Consider the following 18,134-nt stretch of genomic DNA (forward strand, 5'->3'; position numbering starts at 1 on the left):
ACCAAGGGTACTTGGCGTTTCAACCAGACCTCCCCGGGTAAGAACGCAATCTTTCCCTCCACCTATCTGCTTCATTTACTGCATGCGACCTTCGGCAGAAAGGGCTTTGCCTTGTTCAGCAGACTCACCCAATCGCACATAGCCTTGTATGAAGTTCGTGTTCCTCAGACCGGAGGTTTGCCGCCCGCTTCCTTCAGATTCCACGTCGCCGTGGACACCCTTGCGCTTGGCTAACGGTTACTTCTGCCTTCACCGTTCGGGACTTGCACCCTATAGATTACGCCCATGCCGGGCACACTAAGAAAAAGGTTCCAGCCGTTTGGCTGGAACCTTTCAGACTGTAGACAAAGTCTAGATGAAATGTATAGCGATGCATAAAACCAACCGGACCGGCCACTTCGCTTTCCGTGGGCTCAGCTTCAGCCTCCTCGTCACTGAAAACCATGTGCTCCTGTTTCTGCATCGCTTCGCTAGCTTCGAAACATGAAAGAGCGTTGCATCGCTGCGCTAGCTTCGTCGCAAAGGCTTGGCCTCACTGCCTTCGGCCAATGTCGCTTCGCTGCTCCTGCGGGGTCTTCAGCTTTCGTCGCTCAGTCGCGATGCTCCTTCACTGCTCCCACAGGAGTCTCCGTGGCCGAACCGGTTGGGGCATCTCTTTTTAATTCGCAACTGAATGATCATTCGATTGAAGCTTAAAAGACATCCCAAGGTGAAAAGTGACACCTCCGGATAGCCTTCATGTTAAGGAACCGAAGTGAAAGCCGGCGACTCCAGCGGGATAGTGAAGTGCCGAAATCCACTCGGGACGCCAGTTCCGAGTTAGTTCGGCGCGAGCCCGCGGAAAGCGTCCGGCTGAAACGGAGGATCCGGAATGTTCTCTCCAAGCGGATATTTATTCAGTTATCATGCGTAAAAATTCTTTTGTCTACAAGCTCAAAGGTTCCAGCCGCTTGGCTGGAACCTTTTTCTTTCTTTATTCGCTTGTACCGGTGTAGATCAAAATCGCATCCCGCAGGAACTCAGCTGCATTTGGATGCACTTTGTTGTAGTAAGCGGCAAAACGCTCATCGGCTACATACATCTCGGCAAGCCCCGCATGCGCTTCTTTGCTGTACATCGGCCATGTGAAGCTCAGCCATTGTCTGTGCAGGTCGGCTGTTTGTTGGGCAATGCCGCTTGCCGGATCTTCCGTTTCGCAGGCTTCAGCCAATTTTTCCATGAGTGTTCTTTCGATGCTCATGAATTCTTCGTACTGCGCTTCGCTCATATTCAGCATTTTGGCATTTGAGCGATCCACCAAGTCATCGCCGTATTTGGCACGCACTTCTTCGCCGTATTGCTGTTCGTTGTCATCCACCAGCTTTTGCTTAAATCCTTCGAACTTTTCCTTGTCAGCCATTTGGATTTCCCCTTCCGCTGCGGAAATGGTTTTTTCCACATTTGTGATCAAGAGATCGAGCTGGCGGCGTTTTTCCAGAAGCTGCTGCCGGTGATTCTTTAACGCTGCAGCCCCGTCAAAAGCTGGATCGTTGACAAGCCGCTTGATGCTGTCCAAATCGAGCCCGAGTTCCCGGTAAAAGAGGATTTGCTGCAGCTTGTCCACTTCCTGCCGGCCATAGATCCGGTATCCCGCTGAATTTTTTCGTGCCGGCTTTAAAATTCCGATTTCATCGTAATACCGCAAAGTCCTCGTGCTGACGCCTGCCAAGTTTCCCAGCTTTTGAATGGTATATTCCATAAGCTCACCTCCTGATGCCTTCACTTTACACCTTTACGCAACGTCAAGGTCAAGCATGAAATCTACGTTAATTGCTGTTCGGCAAATTCGCTGTAAAGTTCATGGGAACGGCTGAGTTCGAGATGTGTTCCAATGCCTGTTACATGCCCTTTTTCAATAAACACAATTTTGTCTGCATCGACAATCGTCGACAGGCGGTGAGCGATCACCAAGGTTGTACGCCCTTCCATCAAGCGACTTAAAGCTTGTTGGACAATGCCTTCCGACTGGCTGTCGAGGCTCGCTGTCGCTTCATCCATCATAAGGATTTTCGGATCGCGGAGAAAAGCCCGTGCGATGGCTATCCGCTGGCGCTGGCCGCCGGACAACTTCACGCCGCGCTCCCCGACTTCCGTGTCCAGGCCGTCCGGAAAGCCCTGGATAAATTCTTCCGCATAAGCCATTCGTGCAACATGCCACAGCTCCTCGTCCGGAATCTGTTCGGCACCCGGTAAGCCATAGGTCAAGTTCGCCCGGATTGTGCCGCCCATCATTGCGCTTTCCTGCGACACGTAGCCAATTTGGCTGCGCCAGGAAGTCAACGACAATTCGTTGATGAGGATGCCGCCAATGGTGATGGTTCCGGCAGTCGGCTCATAAAATCGCTCAATCAGGCCGAAGACGGTCGTTTTCCCGCCTCCGCTCGGCCCTGCAAAAGCAATCATTTCGCCGGGATTCGCTTCAAAAGAGATGTTCTGCAGAACGGGTTCTCCTTGTTCATACGCAAAATCCACTCCTTCAAGCCGCAAGGTTTGATGGGCAATATCGATTACACGGCCTTCCTGCCCTTCTTCAAGCGGCAAATCCAAAATGCCGATAATGCGCTCTGTGGCCCCTTTTGCTTTTTGAAGTTCCGTAAAAAACAGCGCAAAACTGGTCATCGGTACAACGATTTGGAACAGGTACAAAAGAAAGGCCACCAGAGAACCTGTCGACATCGTGCCTTCTGCCACCCGCACACCGCCGTAGCCGATAATCAGGACAATGACCGCCATGACCACGGTGTACATGAGCGGTGCAATAAGCGCATAAATTTTCGCTTCTTTCAAGCCGATCTTGAACAGCTTTTGAATGCCGCCTAAGCCTCGGTCTTCTTCTACTATTTCAGCGGTTGAAGATTTCATCAAACGGATTTCGCTCAGCGTTTGCTGTACATGGCCCGTAAATACCGCGGTCTCATCTTGCAAGCTGCGGGAAATCTTGGCCATCCGGCGCCCGAGCGGAATCATGATGGCAATCGTAATCGGTACAGACAACAACATAATTAAGGTCATTTTCCAATCGAGCACCAGCAAGATAATGACCGCTCCGATAATAGAGATGATGCCGGTGATGAACTGCGGAAAATGGTCGGTAATCAAATTGCGGACAATTCCCGTATCATTAACGACGCGGCTGACCGTTTCCCCGCTCGCCTGCTGATCAAAATACGGAACCCGCAGCCGGATCAAATGGGTCCACATCCGGCTCCTCAAATTTGCCACGATTTTTTGGCCGACCAGACTTAATAAATAAATCGATATTCCGTTGATGACAGCTTGGAGGATAAAAGCGGCGACCAAGCCGCCGACCAGCCATGGGCTAATTGTGTCAATTGAAAAGCCATCCACTAAATTCTTAGTCAATAACGGAACTGCCAGCCCCACCAACGTGGTAATAACGCTCGAACCCAACCCGATAGCCAGTGCCCACTTTGGAATCTTTAACGAAAGGAGAAGTGAAACAAATGTTTTGATGCTTGTTGTCGCTTGTGCTTTTTCCATCATCGAAAGCTCCATTCTAAAAATTAAATTTCTGCTTTCTTTTCTTATTTACATGAATTTCGCGTAAATGCACGTATCCGTCAGATTCTTGCCGTCCACTGACAGTTCATCATTATGTAAGACGCCTTCCAGAACAAAGCCAAGGGTTTCAGGAATGGCCCGGCTTTTTACGTTTTCAGCATCGCATCTGATTTCCAGCCGTTTGCACCTGAACCCATCCAAAGCGAGTTCAGACAGCGCCGATACCGCTTCTGCCATATAGCCAAAGCCGCTCCAGCGCGTGTCGATCCAGTAGCCGATTTCCATCTTCGGCACTTCCCATTCAATGCTATGAAAACCGCTCGAACCGATAAACTCGCCTGTCTCTTTGTTAAAAATAAGATAACGCAGATTTTCATGCTTTAGGAAGTTGAGATGTGCTTCCACTGTATTAATTTCCGTTTCTTCAACCGAAGGCAGCTGCTGGGCAAAAGGCAGCCACGCTTTCAGTTCTTTGATGGAAGCCCGGATTGCGGCATTCACCACTTTTCCGTCTCCCGGTTTCGGCATGCGGATCAATAAACGTTCTGTACGGATTTCTTCGGGAACTTCAGGAATTGCTTTGTCCATGTTCATCATCCTTTTTGTCAGATTATGCAGCAGTTATTTTGCGGTCTTTCGGCAAACCTAAACCAACAAGGCCGATAATCGGCAGGAACGAAACGACAACCATTGTTTCGTAGACTCCGATGTAATCCATTAAAATACCGATCACGACGCCGCCGATTGCGCCCATGCCAAAAGCAAGGCCGACAGTCAGCCCGGACATCGTACCGATTTTACTCGGCACTAATTCCTGGGCATAGACGACGGTTACCGAAAAGCTCAGCATAATGAAAAAACCGATTAATGCCAACAAAATAATCACGATAAACAGCGGCATGTAAGGCAACGCAATCGCCAGTGGAATGGGAACGAGAATCGACAAGACAATCACATTTTTTCGGCCAATTTTGTCCGCCATCGGCCCGCCGAAAAACGTTCCCGCTGCACCAACTGCTAAAAACAAGAAAATGTAAAGCTGGCCAGTTTGAATCGTCAGACCGTATGAATCCATTAGATGGAAAATATAAAAACTGGTCATATTGGTGACGTAAAATGAGCGGGCAAAAATGATGATCAGCAATAGCGCCAAAGCTACGCCCACTTGCTTTTTCGTCAGGGCAGGCAGCGAAGACAGCAAAGCCTTTTTGCCTTTCTGCAATTTCTCTTTGGCCAGCTGTTCCTTGTACCAAAATGAGATTTTGGAAAGAATGAAGATGCCGAGGGCTGCGACAAATAAAAACAAAGCCGCGCCTTGCTGCCCGAGCGGCACCAAAATGAATGCACTGATCAAAGGCGCCAGCGCCTGGCCCGAATTTCCGCCCACTTGGTAAATCGACTGCGACAAGCCCCGTCTCGTACCGGCTGCCATATAAGAAACACGGGAGCCTTCCGGATGAAAAATGGCTGAACCGAATCCCAGGAACATCACCGACACGAGAATCATCCAGTATTCCGGCGCAAATGCCAGTCCCGCCATGCCGATGAACGAACTGGTCATGCCAAGCGGCAAAGCGAACGGCATCGGCTTGCGGTCGCTGATAAAGCCTACAACCGGCTGCAGCAAAGAGGCGACGATGTTCAATGCAAAAGCGATCATTCCGAGTTGAGTGAACGTTAAGCCAAGGTCTTTTTCCAGAATCGGAAACATTGCCGGGATGACGGCTTGTAAAGAGTCATTCAGCAAATGGCAGGCGCCCATTGCAAACATAACCGGGTAAACGGGATTCCCAGCCAAAGGGGAACTTATTGCTTTTGTCATTAAATTGCCTCCTTTCAATTAATATAATCAGATAATTCCATTATAGAACAGTTCACCGGCAATCGGCAGACAAAGACAAAAACCCCTACGGAAAAATTCCGTAGGGGTTTGAGGCAGTCTCCTGCAAGCGCTTATTGCATTCTTTATCCGTACTTAAACCAATTCCACAAACAACACTTTCAAATAATCGCCTTCTTTAAACTCTTTGCGTACACGGAAGTCAGCAGGCAGCGTGTATTCTTCAACAATGCGGTATTTCTTGCCTTCTTCTTTGAACGCTTTTTCGATAAAGCCTTTAAATTTCTTCATGCCAAACGACGCACTATTGGTGGAAGCGACAATCATGCCTTTTTGTTCCGTAATCGCAATGGCTTCTTTCATCAAGTTGGTATAGTCTTTTGCCGTACTGAATGTGTATTTTTTTGAACGCGCAAAACTCGGCGGATCGAGAACGACCAAATCAAATTTTAATTCTTTCCGTTTCGCGTATTTAAAGTAATTGAAAACGTCCATGACAAGGATGTCCTGATGTTCGTAGTCGATGCCATTGACGCTGAACTGTTCAATGGTTTTCGCAGAGCTGCGTTTTGCCAAATCGACGCTCGTCGTCTTCACCGCACCGCCGGCCGCGGCCGCCACTGAAAAAGCGCCTGTGTAAGAAAAGGTGTTCAAGACCGTTTTGCCTTTGGCGTATTTTTCCTTGATGGCATTCCGCACGTCCCGTTGGTCCAGGAAGATGCCCGTCATCGCCCCGTCGTTCAAGTAAACCGCAAAATTCACACCGTTTTCTTTTACGATCAACGGGAACTCGCCGCGTTCGCCCGCTACAAAATCATCGTCTTCAATGTACTGGCCTTTTGTATCAAAGCGTTTTTTCTGGTAGATGCCTTTTGCATCCACTACATTGCCGAGTGCTGCGATGATTTCATCTCTAAAGGTATACACCCCTTCGCTATACCAATTCAGCAAATAAAATCCGGCATAATAATCAATCGTCAAACCGCCAAAGCCGTCTCCTTCTCCATTGAATACGCGGAAAGCGGTCGTATCCGGATTGTTGAAAAAGCTTTTCCGCTGGTCAAGCGCCGCCGACAGCGTACGTTCCATAAAGCCTTGGCTGATCGCTTCGTCTTTGTTGCGCGTCAATACCCAGCCATAGCCTTTGTTCTGCTTGCCGTAATACCCTTTTGCCAGGAACTTGCCCTGTTTGTCCGCCAGGTTTACAATCGTCCCCTCTTGCGTCAGCTTATCTGCATCTTCAAGGGCTTCTTTTGTGATCAATGGGAACCCCCGCTGAAATTCTGCTTTCGCTTTATCGGTCACCGTTAATGTAATTTCTTGTCTCATCATCACTCATCCTATCCGTTAAAACACATTTGTCTTCTCTCCAGTTTAATACAAATCGGGTCCCATTCATACCATCGCCAAAAGGAACTTCAATAGGTGCAGCTCCAATCAAAAAGCCTTGCAGGTTTGCAAGGCTTTCCAATCAGTTCTTGATCCACTCCCAAGCGGTTTCCATTTCGTCCAGATCAAAATGCTTGGCTTGGACTCCCGGCAAATAACCGGCAAACTGGGCCATCGCTCCGAGCAGGCTTTTATCGCTGACCACCGCAAGTTTGTTATACTGGCTCCAGCGCTTCACATCAATCTTCACTTCTTCAAACATCGCTTTTGCGCTTGCCCCGTCAAAGTCATGAACCACCAAATATACATTGAAGCCTCCTTTTTCTCCAAACTTTTCCTGGGTGACTTTGTCGAACTTCTCCAGATCTTCCTGAGTGGCTTTTCCGTTAAACTCCATTGCAATGGTTTCGGTATCTTTGCTTGGTACAAATGCGAGCATCGTTTGGCCTCCTTTTAAAAGCTTGTTTTCTTTATTCCCTATTCCAAAAAAGCAAAACGAGAACATAGAGAGGTTGCTAATCGCGATATATTGCATTAAGAATATTTCATTTTTCCACAAAATAGGGTATAATTATTCTATACTGCACGACATAGAAAGGATGAATCTGCAATGCCGATTCCAGTCAACCATGCCAAACCGATTCGTGTTACCGCGAAGGAAAGCGCATTCGAACAATTGCAACAATGGATTATAGATGGTACATTGCAGCCTGAAGAAAAACTAGTCGATACGGAGCTTGCTCAAGCCCTTAACCTAAGCAGAACCCCTGTCAGAGAAGCGTTGCAGTTACTGGAAGTCCAAGGATTTGTGGAAATGTTCCCAGGAAAAGCGACCCATGTGACAAAAGTGGATAAAGAAGACATCAAAATCCTTTTGCCGCCTCTTGCCGCTCTTCAATCACTTGCTGTCGAATTAGCCATTCCCAATGCAGACGAAGAGCTGATTGAACTATTGGAAGATACGAACCGCCGTTTTGCCGAAGCCATTGGAGCAGGTGATAATTTTTCAGCCTTGAAAATTGATGAGGAATTCCATCAGCACATTGTGACCGCTTCCCAAAATCCATATGTCGACACGATTTTGAATCGCCTTCAAGCCCATGTCAGAAGACTGTTCTTCCACCATTCTTTGATTTTGACGCAGTCTTCAGTGGATGAGCATATTGAAATCATCCAAACCTTTAAAGATAAAGATATTGAAAAAGCTACAAAGCTGATGAAGTCAAATTGGATCCGTACCATAGAGGAACTGACTGTAAATTGATTTCCGGTTTTGATTCCATTGAAAAAGCTGTCCCAAAGCAATTAGCTTTCGGGACAGCTTTTTATATGAGAAGCGGATCCGAAACCGGACCCGCCTGCCTTAACTTTATTAATATTCGTTTTGAGCGGTTTGAACACTTACGCCTTTTCTGCTGCGCGCAATTAATCCTGTAACTGCAATCACAACGACTGCCGGCAACAGCCAGCCAAGGCCGTCTGCATATAGAGGCAATACGGCAGCATAGAAATCAACAATGGCTTGCAGCCATCCCGGATTTGCTACCCCGAGTGAACCCGTCAAAGTTTTTAAGCCATCGATAATCGCAATAAAGAATGTTACGGTGATCGCCGCAATATAAACCATCCGATCATGCTTAAACAATGGAGAAGCGAAAGCCAGGATGATCAAGACAATCGCAAGCGGGTACAAGAACATCAATACCGGAATCGAATACGTAATGATATTCGCCAATCCTGCATTGGCCACGATGAACGAGAATACCGAGAAAATCACGACATAGGTTTTGTAGCTGATTTTTGGCGTCAGCTTATGGAAAAATTCTGCGTTGGCTACGATTAAGCCAATCGCTGTTGTCAAACAAGCCAGGGTAATAATAACAGCCAATAGCAAAGTGCCGAACGTTCCGAAGTAATGGGAAGACGCTCCGCTCAATACGGGGCCGCCAGTATCCAACAAGCCAAGCGTAGTTGTGCTTGTCGCACCCAAATAAGCAATTCCTGTGTAGACAATCGCCAGTAAGGCAGCCGCAACAACTCCGCTTTTCAGCGTAGCAGCTAAAATGCCTTTTGATGAAGTAACGCCCAGTTTACGTACTGTCGCAATGACAATAATTCCGAACACTAAAGACGCCAAAGCATCCATTGTGTTATAGCCTTCGGTGAAGCCTTTCAAGAAAGCTCCGCTCGCATAAGCTTCCTGCGGTGCTTCCGGTGAACCCATCGGATTGAACATGGCCGCTACCAATAGGACGCCGAGTGTGACTAAAATTGCTGGAGATAAAAACTTCCCGATGCTGTCCACCATTTTTGAGGGGTTCAAGGAAAGCCAAAGTGAAATTCCAAAGAAAATAGCCGAGAAAACAATCAGGCCGATTGACATGTATTCCTGTCCGATAAACGGTGCAATGCCGACTTCATAAGAAACCGCGCCGGTTCTTGGCAAGGCGAAGAACGGTCCAATGGTCAAATACAGCAACGCTGTAAAGATTAACCCGAAAATCGGATGAACCCGGCTTGACAAGTCTTGCAGGTCATTGCTTTTCGAGTAGCCGATTGCCAAAATACCAAGCAATGGCAAGCCGACGCCTGTAATCAAAAATCCGGCAATTGCGATCCATACTTCTGAACCGGCATATTGGCCGAGCTGTGCCGGAAAGATCAAGTTCCCTGCTCCAAAGAATAATGCGAACAACATCATGCCGACGACCGCATAAGCTTTAAAAGATAATTTTGTATCCATTCTGTTTTCCTCCTGGGTGAATAACACCGTGTATTTTCCTGTGGTACCATTAGACAATAATTTCAGTATAACACTTAGAAAAGTATGCAATATATCGCATAAAGTAATAATACAGCATTTTTAAGAAATTGCAACGATTAATATCTAATAATTTTAAAAAAGTCTGTCTATTTTGTTAATTCGTTAGATGTCTTATGTTTTATCAACATAATTTAAATGGCTTAATCCTTGCGGCGTATAGGCTGAGATAAAATCGGGCAGATAAAAAAGCTTTGCCGGATCGGCAAAGCTTTCGGGATTATTTTAATTGGGAAGGGTATAAAGTCATCCCGCCATCTACGAATAACGTGGTGCCGGTTACATAATCTGCTTCTGAAGATACAAGCCAGGCAGCCGCTGCTGCAATTTGATCCGGATGGCTGAGCTGTATCTTCAGCACATTCTTAATCTGTGTGGTAATCCACTACAACATTCATCTTCTCTTTTCCGAAACGTTCGACGATTCCTTTGCCAATTCCTTTTGAAGCACCGGTGACTATTGCCGTTTTCCCCGCTAAATCCGGATACATCCAACTACTCCTTGCCGATTTAAACTCAATACCTAAGGGCCGCGACAGACTTGTTGATGGATAGGTTTTTCATATTGTAGCCTTTGCTTTTCAGATAATGTTCTATGCCTCTTTTGGCGATATCAATGTTGTTCTTCGGACCGATGGTAATATGGCTGATGGGCAAGCGTTCTTCAAAATCAACGGTGATAAAGGGGATAATTACGCCGTTTTGTGCCCGAAAGCGTACCGCAGAATGCATAGTGCCGCTTGTATTCTTATAAGCAATCCGGTATTCTTCTTCACTTTTAAAAGCCGGATCTTTAAAGAAGATGGCACAAGTCGCAATAACCGATAAAAAATGGCGCGGCAATGCTTTTTTGATGTCGCCGGGTTCGTATTGAACCACCCGTTTGAATGTTTCAATCAAAAAATTCATCAAAATCAATTCCTGTTCTTGTCGGTCGTATACGACCAAACCGTGCAGGACATCTGATTCGTCCGGAAAAGCAGATGCTTTTTGAAGCAGTTCTTCTGCATCAAAACCAAGGTTATACCCTTCGCCTTTTGCGTAGTTGTACCAAAGAGCCAAAGAGTCCGGCGAATAGGACAGCGAAAAAATATAAACTTCAAAACCGCTTCCTTCAATCCCTTCCAAGAAGCGTTTCATGGAGCCTTCCAATTCCCGTATAAATAATTGCCACAGTTCCGTTTCTCTTTGGATTTCCATCTTGCCAATGACACTCCTCAGCACATTTGAAAAATAAATCAATTCACTCGAATCATTAAGAAAATTGCCTTTGCTCATCCACAAGTTATTGGTTTCAATCATCCCCATTAAGCTCTGAAGGCTTGTGTAGTGATAAAGTGTTTGGCCGGATTCATGGGTTTTCCGAATTTGTTTGTCGACTTCGTTCCGGAACTGCCATTCCAGTGCTTCAGCCAACCCGCCGCTCTTTGCCATAACAGCAGCTCCTTCCGTCTAAAATGAAACAGCTGATCGACTTTTTTATTCCCGATTGCCCATCATTCAAACAGCTTAAACCGATACGTTTGGCGCTGCATACTTTTCTTCGAACGGCTGCACAATGACAAAGCCTTCACCGGAAAATTCCATTTGAATCGATTCGCCGCTGCCTCTGCCAAGGAACGTCCGGATACTGATATCCGTCCGGAACTCCGGCGTTAAATCACCGGACCAGGCGACCGTTGCTCCCGGATCAGTAATGACCGGTTCCCCTGGCTTAACCAGCAGTGTCAACGGCTCGTAATGGGAAGTGATGGCGACTCTCCCTTTCCCTTTTAATGTTACGTTGAACAAACCGCCTGCCATCATGCCGGCCACTTTCCGCATCATTTTGATTTCCCACTCGATGCCCGGTTCGAAAGCGAGAAGATCATTGCCGTTAACCGTAATCGATTCGCCATTCAACTCAAAAATCGTGATTTTTTTGCCTTGGTCCGCCAAATACAAGCGCCCCCGGCCGGTAGCTTTCATCAGAGAAGCACCTTCACCGGTCATCGCTTTTTTGAACATCACCCCCACGCCGTGTTCAAGCAGCCGCTCCCGCTCAAACTTAATCTGGCCGGTATAGGAAATCATGGAACCTGCCTTTGCCCATACCATCTCCAATAAATTTACTTCCAAAATGCGCGGCGTTTCCAGCTCAAAATAATCGTTCTCCTGTTCATCTTGCTTTGTCTGTTGAATAAATTCATCAATTGTATAATTGCCCATTGTCCCTTCCCCTTTCTTCATATCAGTCAATGCCTTGTTCCAATGGTGAAGTTCACTCCAGTGCCGTCAACTCCCTGGCCATCCGCACCGAATAAACACATAGAATTTCTATTTTTAATCAGTTCCTTCTATATATATGCACAGCTCTCGCTTTTCATAAAATTTGCGGTAAAATAAATGACAGTGGAATAATTCTTAACCACATTTCACTCGTCTATTTTACAGGAAGGCGCGATGGCTGATGAAATTCCTTCTTACTTTTATTCAACTTGCCGTTTTGTTCGGCTTTTATTTGCTTGGTGAATGGCTGCGTGCACTTTTCAGCTTGCCGCTCCCCGGCAGCATTATCGGGTTTTTGCTCTTATTTTCCGCTCTTCTCCTAAAAATCTATCCGCTGAAATGGATCGATTCCGGCGCTCATTTCCTGTTGGCTTTTTTATCGCTGTATTTTATTCCAGCGACAGTCGGCGTCATCGATTATGCCGATGTTTTTACCGGCAAAGGCGTTTGGCTTCTGGTCATTGCCATCGTTAGTACGCTTTTGACGATGGCGGTTTCTGCATGGATCAGCCAGTGGACGGCACGCACGGCGTTGCAAAAGGAGGGCAAATGAACATGCACATTTTTCTGCTGGCCCTGCTTTTTGCAGGGCTGACCACCGTTCTCTATTTGTTTTTGAACAGCCAATACATAAAATACCGCTGGACCATCCTGAACCCCGTATTGACTACTACCGTAGCATTGGTAATGATTTTGCTCGTGTTTGATGTTTCGTACGACACGTATATGCTCGGCGGCAAGTGGGTCGGCGAATTGCTCGGGCCAGCGGTTGTGGCTTTGGCGGTGCCGCTTTACAAGCAGTGGGAACTGCTCAGGAAGAACTTGCTCCCTATTGCCATTGGCGTAACGGCAGGTTCGATTGTCGGCCTTCTCAGCGGCTCTTTGTTGACGAAGCTGTTCGGCTTTTCCGCCGAGATGGTTCTGACGATGCTGCCGAAATCCATTACCACGCCAGTCGCCATGCAAATGGCGGAAGCTTTTGGCGGCATTCCTTCACTTGCGGCAGTCTATGTGATGGTTGCCGGCTTTACCGGAATCCTTGTCGGGCCATGGCTCTTGAAAACTCTGCGCATAGACTCTTCAATCGGCCGCGGCATCGGCCTTGGTTCTTCCGCCCATGGCCTTGGCACCGCAAAAGCTTTTGAATATGGCCCTGAAGAAGCTTCAATGAGTTCCGTGGCCATGACATTAAGCGCGGTTGTCGGTTCTTTTTTAGGCCCTGTGATTGTATGGCTGTTCTTTTAATAGAGAACAGCTTTTTTCTATAGGCGCACCATACAGAAATCCTGCAGGGAAACTTCACATGGCTGTTTCCCTGCAGGATTTCTCATTTTAATAATTCAATTGCCAGGACACGCCGAACCGGTCCACCAACCAGCCGAACTTTTTGCTGTGCGGGTATTCATCAAGCGGCATGAGGACACCGCCGCCTTCTGAAAGCTGGCCAAACAAGCGGTCAATCTCTTCTTCGCTATCGCATGCAACAAAAAGAGAAATGGCCGGCGTAAACGTAAATTCGTGATTGGCCACACTGTCAATGCACATCAAAGTTTGCCCTTTTAATGTAAATGTAGCCTGCATGACTGTTCCATCTTCGTTATGGACAATCGCCTCAATACGAGAATCTTCAAACAGACCCGTATAGAAATCCATCGCTTCCTCTGCTTGCCCGGAAAACATTAAAAATGTGGTGATTTTGGGAAATAGCTTTTCCAATGTCTTTACACTCCTTCTTTCAATTGCTGATATCTCTTCGATTGAAACCGGCAAAACCGGCGATCAGCAAAACGGCGGCAATAACCGTCAAGATGGCCAATGCCATCCAGTTTTGCTCTTCAACCGGAAGCTGCGGGATATGGCCAAACGGCGTCGCTTTTTCTGTCCATTCAGGAAACTGAAACAACGCTCCTAAATAAACAACTGTGAATGAAAACACCAAATACAGCCAAACCAATCCAGTTGCTTTTGGCAGCCAGCCAATCAAAGCGGCTGCTAACCCGGTCATCACCCAGGCTGCCGGCAGATAAACAATCGCCGCTTTATAAAACACCCCAAGCGGCAGCCCTTCTTGCATCATGGCATTGCCTACAAGCCCGATTCCCAGACCGGCAAGCGACAGCATGATGAAACTGGTGAAAAGAGAAATTACTACATAACTACCCAATAACCGGTTTCTGGAAACGGCCCGGCTGAGGAAATGTTCCAGCCGGTTGTTCTTTTCCTCGCCTTTTAGCCTTAAAATAGCCAGTAAGACCGGAATGGTGCCAATGATTGCCATAACCGACATCAGCATCGGAATAAACTGTTCCGTCAAGGAACTTCCGGGCGCTGCGGCTAAGAATTCCTGCATGATTTCCACATCTGCAAAAAAAGATTCCAAATCACCCAGTACAGAACCGTATGAAGCACCGATCAAAAACAGGCCAAATGCCCAAGCAACCAACCCGGTGCGCTGCAGGCGAACTGCCAGGCCAAGAGAACTTTGCAATGCCGGCGAGGCGTGTGCCTTGCCGGTTCTGGCAGGCAAAAAGCCGGAACCCAAATCCCGGATGGAATTCAAATACAAAGCCAGAACCGCCAGCAAACATGCTGCTCCTATCGTCAGCCACACCGGCCACCAAATATTTTGGACGTATACTTCGGAACGCAGCACCCAGCCAAGCGGCGTCGTCCAAGACAAGGCTTCCATCCCGATATCCCCGATTGCCCGCAACGCATAGCCAAGAAGCAGCACGATCACTGAAAGTCCGACAGTATTTCGCGAATTCTGCGAAAGCTGTGCAAATACGGCGGTAAGCGCTGCAAAAAACAAACCGACCGCCCCTAATGCCGCTCCGTAAAGCAGCGAGCCTTCCAAATCCATGCTGCTGATTCCCAGCGCATAAAGTCCCAAGCCCGTCGTAACCGCTAAAAGAATATCGACAATGAACATGACCAGCAGCACCGATTGGAGAGTCGATAAACGCCCTACCGGCAGGGATCGGATCAATTCAATCCGGCCCTCTTCCTCATCGCTCCGCGTATGGCGGGCAACGAGCAAGATGCTCATCAATCCCACAACGACAGCGGTCATTAACAGCATTTGATGGGCCATCATGGCCCCTTCTGTATAATTATCGAGCCCATAGCCAGGGCCGACCATCGCTGTCATCGCTGGATTTCTCATCGTTTCCGCTATTGCCTGCCGTTCAGCTGCATTTTGATACAAATCCGTAAACGCCACGGCCGTCACCATGGAAACAACTGCGAATGACAGCAGCCAAATCGGGATGCGCAAACGGTCGCGCCGCCATATAAAACGCATCAATGTGCCGGTTCCATTAAACAAGCTTTTGTTCATGGGAAGCCGCCTCCTGTTCCTGCGTTGCGCCTCCTTCTTCATAGTGGCGCATAAACAACTCCTCCAAAGTCGGCAGCGAACTTTCCAGCCGGACCACACCAAAGCCGCTGACATAGCGCATCACTTCGTCCATCTTTTCTGTGTCCACCTGGAATGAAACAATCCCCTGATGTTCCCGGATTCCATGCACCCCTTTCACCTCGTGCAGCAAAGGCATCAGCCGCTTCGTTTCCACCGTTAAAATGCTTCCCGTCAAATGCCGCAATTCACGCAGCGTTCCCGTTTCAATAATCTTTCCCTGCCGGATAATTGCCACTTTGTCGCAAAGCTTTTCAACTTCTGAAAGAATATGGCTGGAAAGCAGAATGCTCTTGCCTTGCTGCTTGGCTTCCGCCACCCATTCCTGGAAAACGCGTTCCATTAAAGGATCCAGTCCCGATGTCGGCTCATCAAGGATGTAAAGATCGGCTTCCATCGACAATGCCGCCACCAAAGCCACTTTTTGCCGGTTCCCTTTTGAATACGTCCGGCATTTTTTGGTCGGATCCAAGCCGAACCTCCGGACCAACTCTTCCCGCCGCGATTGGCCATTTCCTCCGCGCAACTTCACAAACAGGTCAATGACTTCTCCGCCTGTTAAATTCGGCCATAAATTTACATCACCCGGAACATAAGCCACACGTTTGTGAATCTCTACTGCGTCATTCCAGGCATCGAGCCCAAAAATTTCCGCTTTTCCGGAAGTTGCTTTTAAGATTCCAAGAAGAACGCGGATCGCCGTAGATTTTCCAGCACCGTTCGGCCCGATAAAGCCGTACACTTCTCCTTTTCCAACTTCAATATCCACTCCGTCCAATGCCGTAAAATTTCCGAAATCCTTCGTCAATGCGCTTGTTTTCAAAATGCTCATGCCAAATCCTCCTATTCCCTGTAAAAACTTTTCTTAAGAATATCCAGGTAGCCATGGAACTCTTCCCAATAAGGACCAAAATCAATGGATGACATTTTGCTGCCTTCAAGACGCTTCAGCAACTCATTCTGATAGCCTTCGATTGACCAGCGGATCAACTGAAACGCTTTGTCTGCATCCAATTCTTTCCGGATCAGCGATTTATCGATGCCTTCATACATCAATGCCCCTGCTAAAGTATTCAATTCGGTGTATTTTTTCTGCAAATGCGGCGGCATCTCCGCTTCTTTTGCCAATACAAAACTCCCCAAAAAATTAAAAACCTGCGTATTTTCCACCTGTGCCTTCATTTTTACTTGGGCAGCTTGCTTTAAGCGCTCGATAAAATCCGTTTCTGCTGTATCCACTTGTTTGAAGTACGCATTTACGACGATGTCCAAGCTATGTTCAATTAAGTATTCATAAAGTTCTTTTTTGCTTTTAAAATAATAAAACAGCATCCCTTTGCCGATTTCCGCTTTTTTTACAATGCGATTTGTCGAAGCTTGCTGATAGCCGTGTTCTGCAAATTCTTGAAGGGCCGCATCCAAGATCTTTTGTTTTTTCTTATCGTCGAGATTTATGAATTTTTCCATCTGCACCAACCTCTCCGCTCGTTTAGACCCCTCTGGTCGACTACAGAATACACCCGTAGACCAGCTTGGTCAATAAGTTTTCAGATTTTTCTATTTTTAATTTTTCAGAATTAAACTTTTGCTCCACTCGCCAGTTAGTGCTATGTTCAAATTGAAAATAAATTATAGGAGGAATAATAATTGAAAAAGTTATGGAATAAAAAAAGCGGCTCTTTGTTCGCTGGAATATTAGCATTGTCATTATTGGCTGGCTGTGGAAACAGCAGCGACAACACGGCTGAAGAAAAACCATCAGAATGGGATCGGATCCAAGAAGAAGGCTCCTTGACAGTCGCCACTTCCGGAACATTATTCCCTACGTCCTACCGCGAGGAAGGGTCTGATAAACTGACAGGATTCGAAGTGGAAGTCGTGCGTGAGCTGGCTAAGCGTTTGAAGCTGGAAGTTGAATTTACGGAACTGGGCTTTGATGAGATGCTGACGTCTGTGCAAACCGGCCAAGTGGATTTGGCCGCCAATGACATTGAAGTGACCGAAGACCGGAAAGAGAACTTCGCGTTTTCAACGCCGTTCAAGTACTCATACGGCACCGCTATTGTCCGGAAAGACGATTTATCCGGAATCAAGACGATGGAAGACTTGAAAGGCAAAAAAGCGGCAGGCGCATCCACTTCCGTTTACATGGAAACTGCACGTGAATACGGCGCAGAAGAAGTGGTTTATGACAACGCCACAAACGAAGTGTACCTGCGCGACGTGTCCATCGGGCGCACGGATGTCATTTTAAACGACTATTATTTGCAGACGCTGGCACTTGCCGCTTTCCCGGAACTGAACATCACCATTCATCCGGACTTGAAATACAGCCCTTCTGAAGTGGGCGTTGTGATGAACAAAGACAATGGTGAACTGGTTGAAAACGTGAATCGTGTCATCGAAGAAATGATTGAAGACGGCACCATCGCCAAAATTTCCGGCGACTTCTTTAACGGTGCGGACGTGACACAAAAAGTGGATATTGAGGAAATCGAGTAGGAGGGAGTGATTAACTCCCGACCTCTCACACCACCGTACGTACCGTTCGGTATACGGCGGTTCAATTAAGATGGATGACGCAAAGTTTCATAACGTGCGACCAGACTTTTGAGTCCTTGGGAACTCCAGTAGGAGTTTCCGAGGGCTCTGTGCAATACGGGACTTTTTGAAATTCGCCAGTAGCTCTTTCGCGAGTTGCCCCATTCATAAGCCTTCCCTTTCGGGATACTCAACCCGATGAGTTTTCTCACTTTCGTACTCGGCTTCTTCCAATCTTTCCATATGCACATGCGGAGCCTTCTTCGAATCCACGATTCGAGGTCTTTGAATACGCT

20 protein-coding genes and 1 pseudogene are annotated in these 18,134 nt (G+C 47.3%); 5 read left to right on the top strand and 16 right to left on the bottom strand.

The features are described 5' to 3' along the window. Nucleotides 1-234 (top strand): hypothetical protein (locus BLQ32_RS19975; protein WP_074511818.1); only part of this gene is annotated, 234 nt, incomplete at its 5' end. Between the two features lie 739 nt (nucleotides 235-973). Here the strand turns inward: BLQ32_RS19975 and BLQ32_RS19250 are convergent. From BLQ32_RS19250 to BLQ32_RS19275, 6 genes are all read right to left on the bottom strand, one after another. After that, a complete protein-coding gene (locus BLQ32_RS19250; RefSeq protein ID WP_074511821.1) occupies nucleotides 974-1,738 on the bottom strand; it encodes a MerR family transcriptional regulator in 765 nt (254 codons plus the stop codon). Between the two features lie 62 nt (nucleotides 1,739-1,800). Next, nucleotides 1,801-3,540, bottom strand: a complete 1,740-nt coding sequence (locus tag BLQ32_RS19255; RefSeq protein ID WP_074511822.1) for an ABC transporter ATP-binding protein — start codon at nucleotides 3,538-3,540, stop codon at nucleotides 1,801-1,803. A 48-nt stretch (nucleotides 3,541-3,588) separates the two neighbouring features. Next, nucleotides 3,589-4,149, bottom strand: a complete 561-nt coding sequence (locus tag BLQ32_RS19260; protein WP_074511823.1) for a GNAT family N-acetyltransferase — start codon at nucleotides 4,147-4,149, stop codon at nucleotides 3,589-3,591. A 22-nt stretch (nucleotides 4,150-4,171) separates the two neighbouring features. Next, a complete protein-coding gene (locus BLQ32_RS19265) occupies nucleotides 4,172-5,383 on the bottom strand; it encodes an MFS transporter (protein WP_074511825.1) in 1,212 nt (403 codons plus the stop codon). 153 nt (nucleotides 5,384-5,536) lie between these two features. Next, nucleotides 5,537-6,730: a class I SAM-dependent rRNA methyltransferase gene (locus tag BLQ32_RS19270; RefSeq protein ID WP_074511826.1), complete on the bottom strand. Its 1,194-nt coding sequence runs from the start codon at nucleotides 6,728-6,730 to the stop codon at nucleotides 5,537-5,539. A 142-nt stretch (nucleotides 6,731-6,872) separates the two neighbouring features. After that, nucleotides 6,873-7,229 (bottom strand): SpoIIAA family protein, encoded by a 357-nt coding sequence (locus tag BLQ32_RS19275; protein WP_074511828.1) that lies wholly within the window; start codon nucleotides 7,227-7,229, stop codon nucleotides 6,873-6,875. Nucleotides 7,230-7,400: 171 nt separating this feature from the next. Here BLQ32_RS19275 and BLQ32_RS19280 point away from each other — a divergent pair, with 171 nt between their 5' ends. Further along, on the top strand, nucleotides 7,401-8,054 hold the full coding sequence (locus tag BLQ32_RS19280) for a GntR family transcriptional regulator (protein ID WP_074511829.1): 654 nt from the start codon (nucleotides 7,401-7,403) through the stop codon (nucleotides 8,052-8,054). A 108-nt stretch (nucleotides 8,055-8,162) separates the two neighbouring features. Here BLQ32_RS19280 and brnQ read toward each other — a convergent pair whose 3' ends face one another. The 5 genes and pseudogenes from brnQ to BLQ32_RS19305 form a co-directional block, all read right to left on the bottom strand. After that, on the bottom strand, nucleotides 8,163-9,533 hold the full coding sequence (brnQ, locus tag BLQ32_RS19285) for a branched-chain amino acid transport system II carrier protein (protein WP_074511831.1): 1,371 nt from the start codon (nucleotides 9,531-9,533) through the stop codon (nucleotides 8,163-8,165). Between the two features lie 298 nt (nucleotides 9,534-9,831). After that, nucleotides 9,832-9,993 (bottom strand): SDR family oxidoreductase, encoded by a 162-nt coding sequence (locus tag BLQ32_RS20235; RefSeq protein ID WP_425312200.1) that lies wholly within the window; start codon nucleotides 9,991-9,993, stop codon nucleotides 9,832-9,834. After that, nucleotides 9,980-10,102 (bottom strand): annotated as a pseudogene (locus BLQ32_RS20240) (SDR family NAD(P)-dependent oxidoreductase); the annotation flags it as partial. The pseudogene BLQ32_RS20240 and the gene BLQ32_RS20235, both read right to left, overlap by 14 nt. Before the next feature lie 25 nt (nucleotides 10,103-10,127). Next, nucleotides 10,128-11,045, bottom strand: a complete 918-nt coding sequence (locus tag BLQ32_RS19300) for a DUF2971 domain-containing protein (RefSeq protein WP_074511833.1) — start codon at nucleotides 11,043-11,045, stop codon at nucleotides 10,128-10,130. 75 nt (nucleotides 11,046-11,120) lie between these two features. Next, on the bottom strand, nucleotides 11,121-11,819 hold the full coding sequence (locus BLQ32_RS19305) for an AIM24 family protein (RefSeq protein WP_036802724.1): 699 nt from the start codon (nucleotides 11,817-11,819) through the stop codon (nucleotides 11,121-11,123). Nucleotides 11,820-12,060: 241 nt separating this feature from the next. Between BLQ32_RS19305 and BLQ32_RS19310 the strand changes: the two genes are divergently transcribed. Further along, the gene (locus BLQ32_RS19310; protein ID WP_074511835.1) at nucleotides 12,061-12,432 is read left to right on the top strand and encodes a CidA/LrgA family protein; all 372 of its coding nucleotides are present in this window, start codon (nucleotides 12,061-12,063) and stop codon (nucleotides 12,430-12,432) included. Nucleotides 12,433-12,434: 2 nt separating this feature from the next. After that, complete coding sequence (locus tag BLQ32_RS19315) at nucleotides 12,435-13,124, top strand: LrgB family protein (RefSeq protein WP_074511837.1); 690 nt, start codon at nucleotides 12,435-12,437, stop codon at nucleotides 13,122-13,124. Between the two features lie 87 nt (nucleotides 13,125-13,211). Here the strand turns inward: BLQ32_RS19315 and BLQ32_RS19320 are convergent, their stop codons facing one another. From BLQ32_RS19320 to BLQ32_RS19335, 4 genes are read right to left on the bottom strand one after another with little or no spacing between them, the layout of a single operon-like run. Beyond that, entirely contained in the window at nucleotides 13,212-13,595 is a 384-nt protein-coding gene (locus tag BLQ32_RS19320; protein WP_074511839.1) for a VOC family protein, read from the bottom strand. Nucleotides 13,596-13,614: 19 nt separating this feature from the next. After that, on the bottom strand, nucleotides 13,615-15,219 hold the full coding sequence (locus BLQ32_RS19325) for an ABC transporter permease (RefSeq protein WP_074511841.1): 1,605 nt from the start codon (nucleotides 15,217-15,219) through the stop codon (nucleotides 13,615-13,617). Continuing rightward, nucleotides 15,200-16,129 (bottom strand): ABC transporter ATP-binding protein, encoded by a 930-nt coding sequence (locus BLQ32_RS19330; RefSeq protein WP_074511843.1) that lies wholly within the window; start codon nucleotides 16,127-16,129, stop codon nucleotides 15,200-15,202. Before BLQ32_RS19330 ends, BLQ32_RS19325 begins: the two co-directional genes overlap by 20 nt. An 11-nt stretch (nucleotides 16,130-16,140) precedes the next feature. Next, complete coding sequence (locus BLQ32_RS19335) at nucleotides 16,141-16,764, bottom strand: TetR/AcrR family transcriptional regulator (RefSeq protein WP_074511845.1); 624 nt, start codon at nucleotides 16,762-16,764, stop codon at nucleotides 16,141-16,143. 180 nt (nucleotides 16,765-16,944) lie between these two features. Here BLQ32_RS19335 and BLQ32_RS19340 point away from each other — a divergent pair, with 180 nt between their 5' ends. After that, a complete protein-coding gene (locus tag BLQ32_RS19340) occupies nucleotides 16,945-17,799 on the top strand; it encodes a transporter substrate-binding domain-containing protein (RefSeq protein WP_074511847.1) in 855 nt (284 codons plus the stop codon). A gap of 65 nt (nucleotides 17,800-17,864) precedes the next feature. Here BLQ32_RS19340 and BLQ32_RS20095 read toward each other — a convergent pair. Further along, on the bottom strand, nucleotides 17,865-18,134 hold a 270-nt coding region (locus BLQ32_RS20095; RefSeq protein ID WP_280513356.1), incomplete at its 5' end, for a group II intron maturase-specific domain-containing protein.

The sequence above is a fragment of the Planococcus glaciei genome (assembly GCF_900099655.1).
Classification (GTDB): Bacteria; Bacillota; Bacilli; order Bacillales_A; family Planococcaceae; genus Planococcus; species Planococcus glaciei.

What these genes read in the sequence shown, in the direction of transcription:
- BLQ32_RS19255 (WP_074511822.1), bottom strand. Translation starts at nt 3,540, where the DNA reads ATGGAAAAAGCACAAGCGACAACAAGCATCAAAACATTTGTTTCACTT.
- BLQ32_RS19270 (WP_074511826.1), bottom strand. Translation starts at nt 6,730, where the DNA reads ATGAGACAAGAAATTACATTAACGGTGACCGATAAAGCGAAAGCAGAA.
- BLQ32_RS19335 (WP_074511845.1), bottom strand. Translation starts at nt 16,764, where the DNA reads ATGGAAAAATTCATAAATCTCGACGATAAGAAAAAACAAAAGATCTTG.
- BLQ32_RS19260 (WP_074511823.1), bottom strand. Translation starts at nt 4,149, where the DNA reads ATGGACAAAGCAATTCCTGAAGTTCCCGAAGAAATCCGTACAGAACGT.
- BLQ32_RS19250 (WP_074511821.1), bottom strand. Translation starts at nt 1,738, where the DNA reads ATGGAATATACCATTCAAAAGCTGGGAAACTTGGCAGGCGTCAGCACG.
- BLQ32_RS19265 (WP_074511825.1), bottom strand. Translation starts at nt 5,383, where the DNA reads ATGACAAAAGCAATAAGTTCCCCTTTGGCTGGGAATCCCGTTTACCCG.
- BLQ32_RS19280 (WP_074511829.1), top strand. Translation starts at nt 7,401, where the DNA reads ATGCCGATTCCAGTCAACCATGCCAAACCGATTCGTGTTACCGCGAAG.
- brnQ (WP_074511831.1), bottom strand. Translation starts at nt 9,533, where the DNA reads ATGGATACAAAATTATCTTTTAAAGCTTATGCGGTCGTCGGCATGATG.
- BLQ32_RS19325 (WP_074511841.1), bottom strand. Translation starts at nt 15,219, where the DNA reads ATGAACAAAAGCTTGTTTAATGGAACCGGCACATTGATGCGTTTTATA.
- BLQ32_RS19305 (WP_036802724.1), bottom strand. Translation starts at nt 11,819, where the DNA reads ATGGGCAATTATACAATTGATGAATTTATTCAACAGACAAAGCAAGAT.
- BLQ32_RS19275 (WP_074511828.1), bottom strand. Translation starts at nt 7,229, where the DNA reads ATGCTCGCATTTGTACCAAGCAAAGATACCGAAACCATTGCAATGGAG.
- BLQ32_RS19300 (WP_074511833.1), bottom strand. Translation starts at nt 11,045, where the DNA reads ATGGCAAAGAGCGGCGGGTTGGCTGAAGCACTGGAATGGCAGTTCCGG.
- BLQ32_RS19310 (WP_074511835.1), top strand. Translation starts at nt 12,061, where the DNA reads ATGAAATTCCTTCTTACTTTTATTCAACTTGCCGTTTTGTTCGGCTTT.
- BLQ32_RS19315 (WP_074511837.1), top strand. Translation starts at nt 12,435, where the DNA reads ATGCACATTTTTCTGCTGGCCCTGCTTTTTGCAGGGCTGACCACCGTT.
- BLQ32_RS19330 (WP_074511843.1), bottom strand. Translation starts at nt 16,129, where the DNA reads ATGAGCATTTTGAAAACAAGCGCATTGACGAAGGATTTCGGAAATTTT.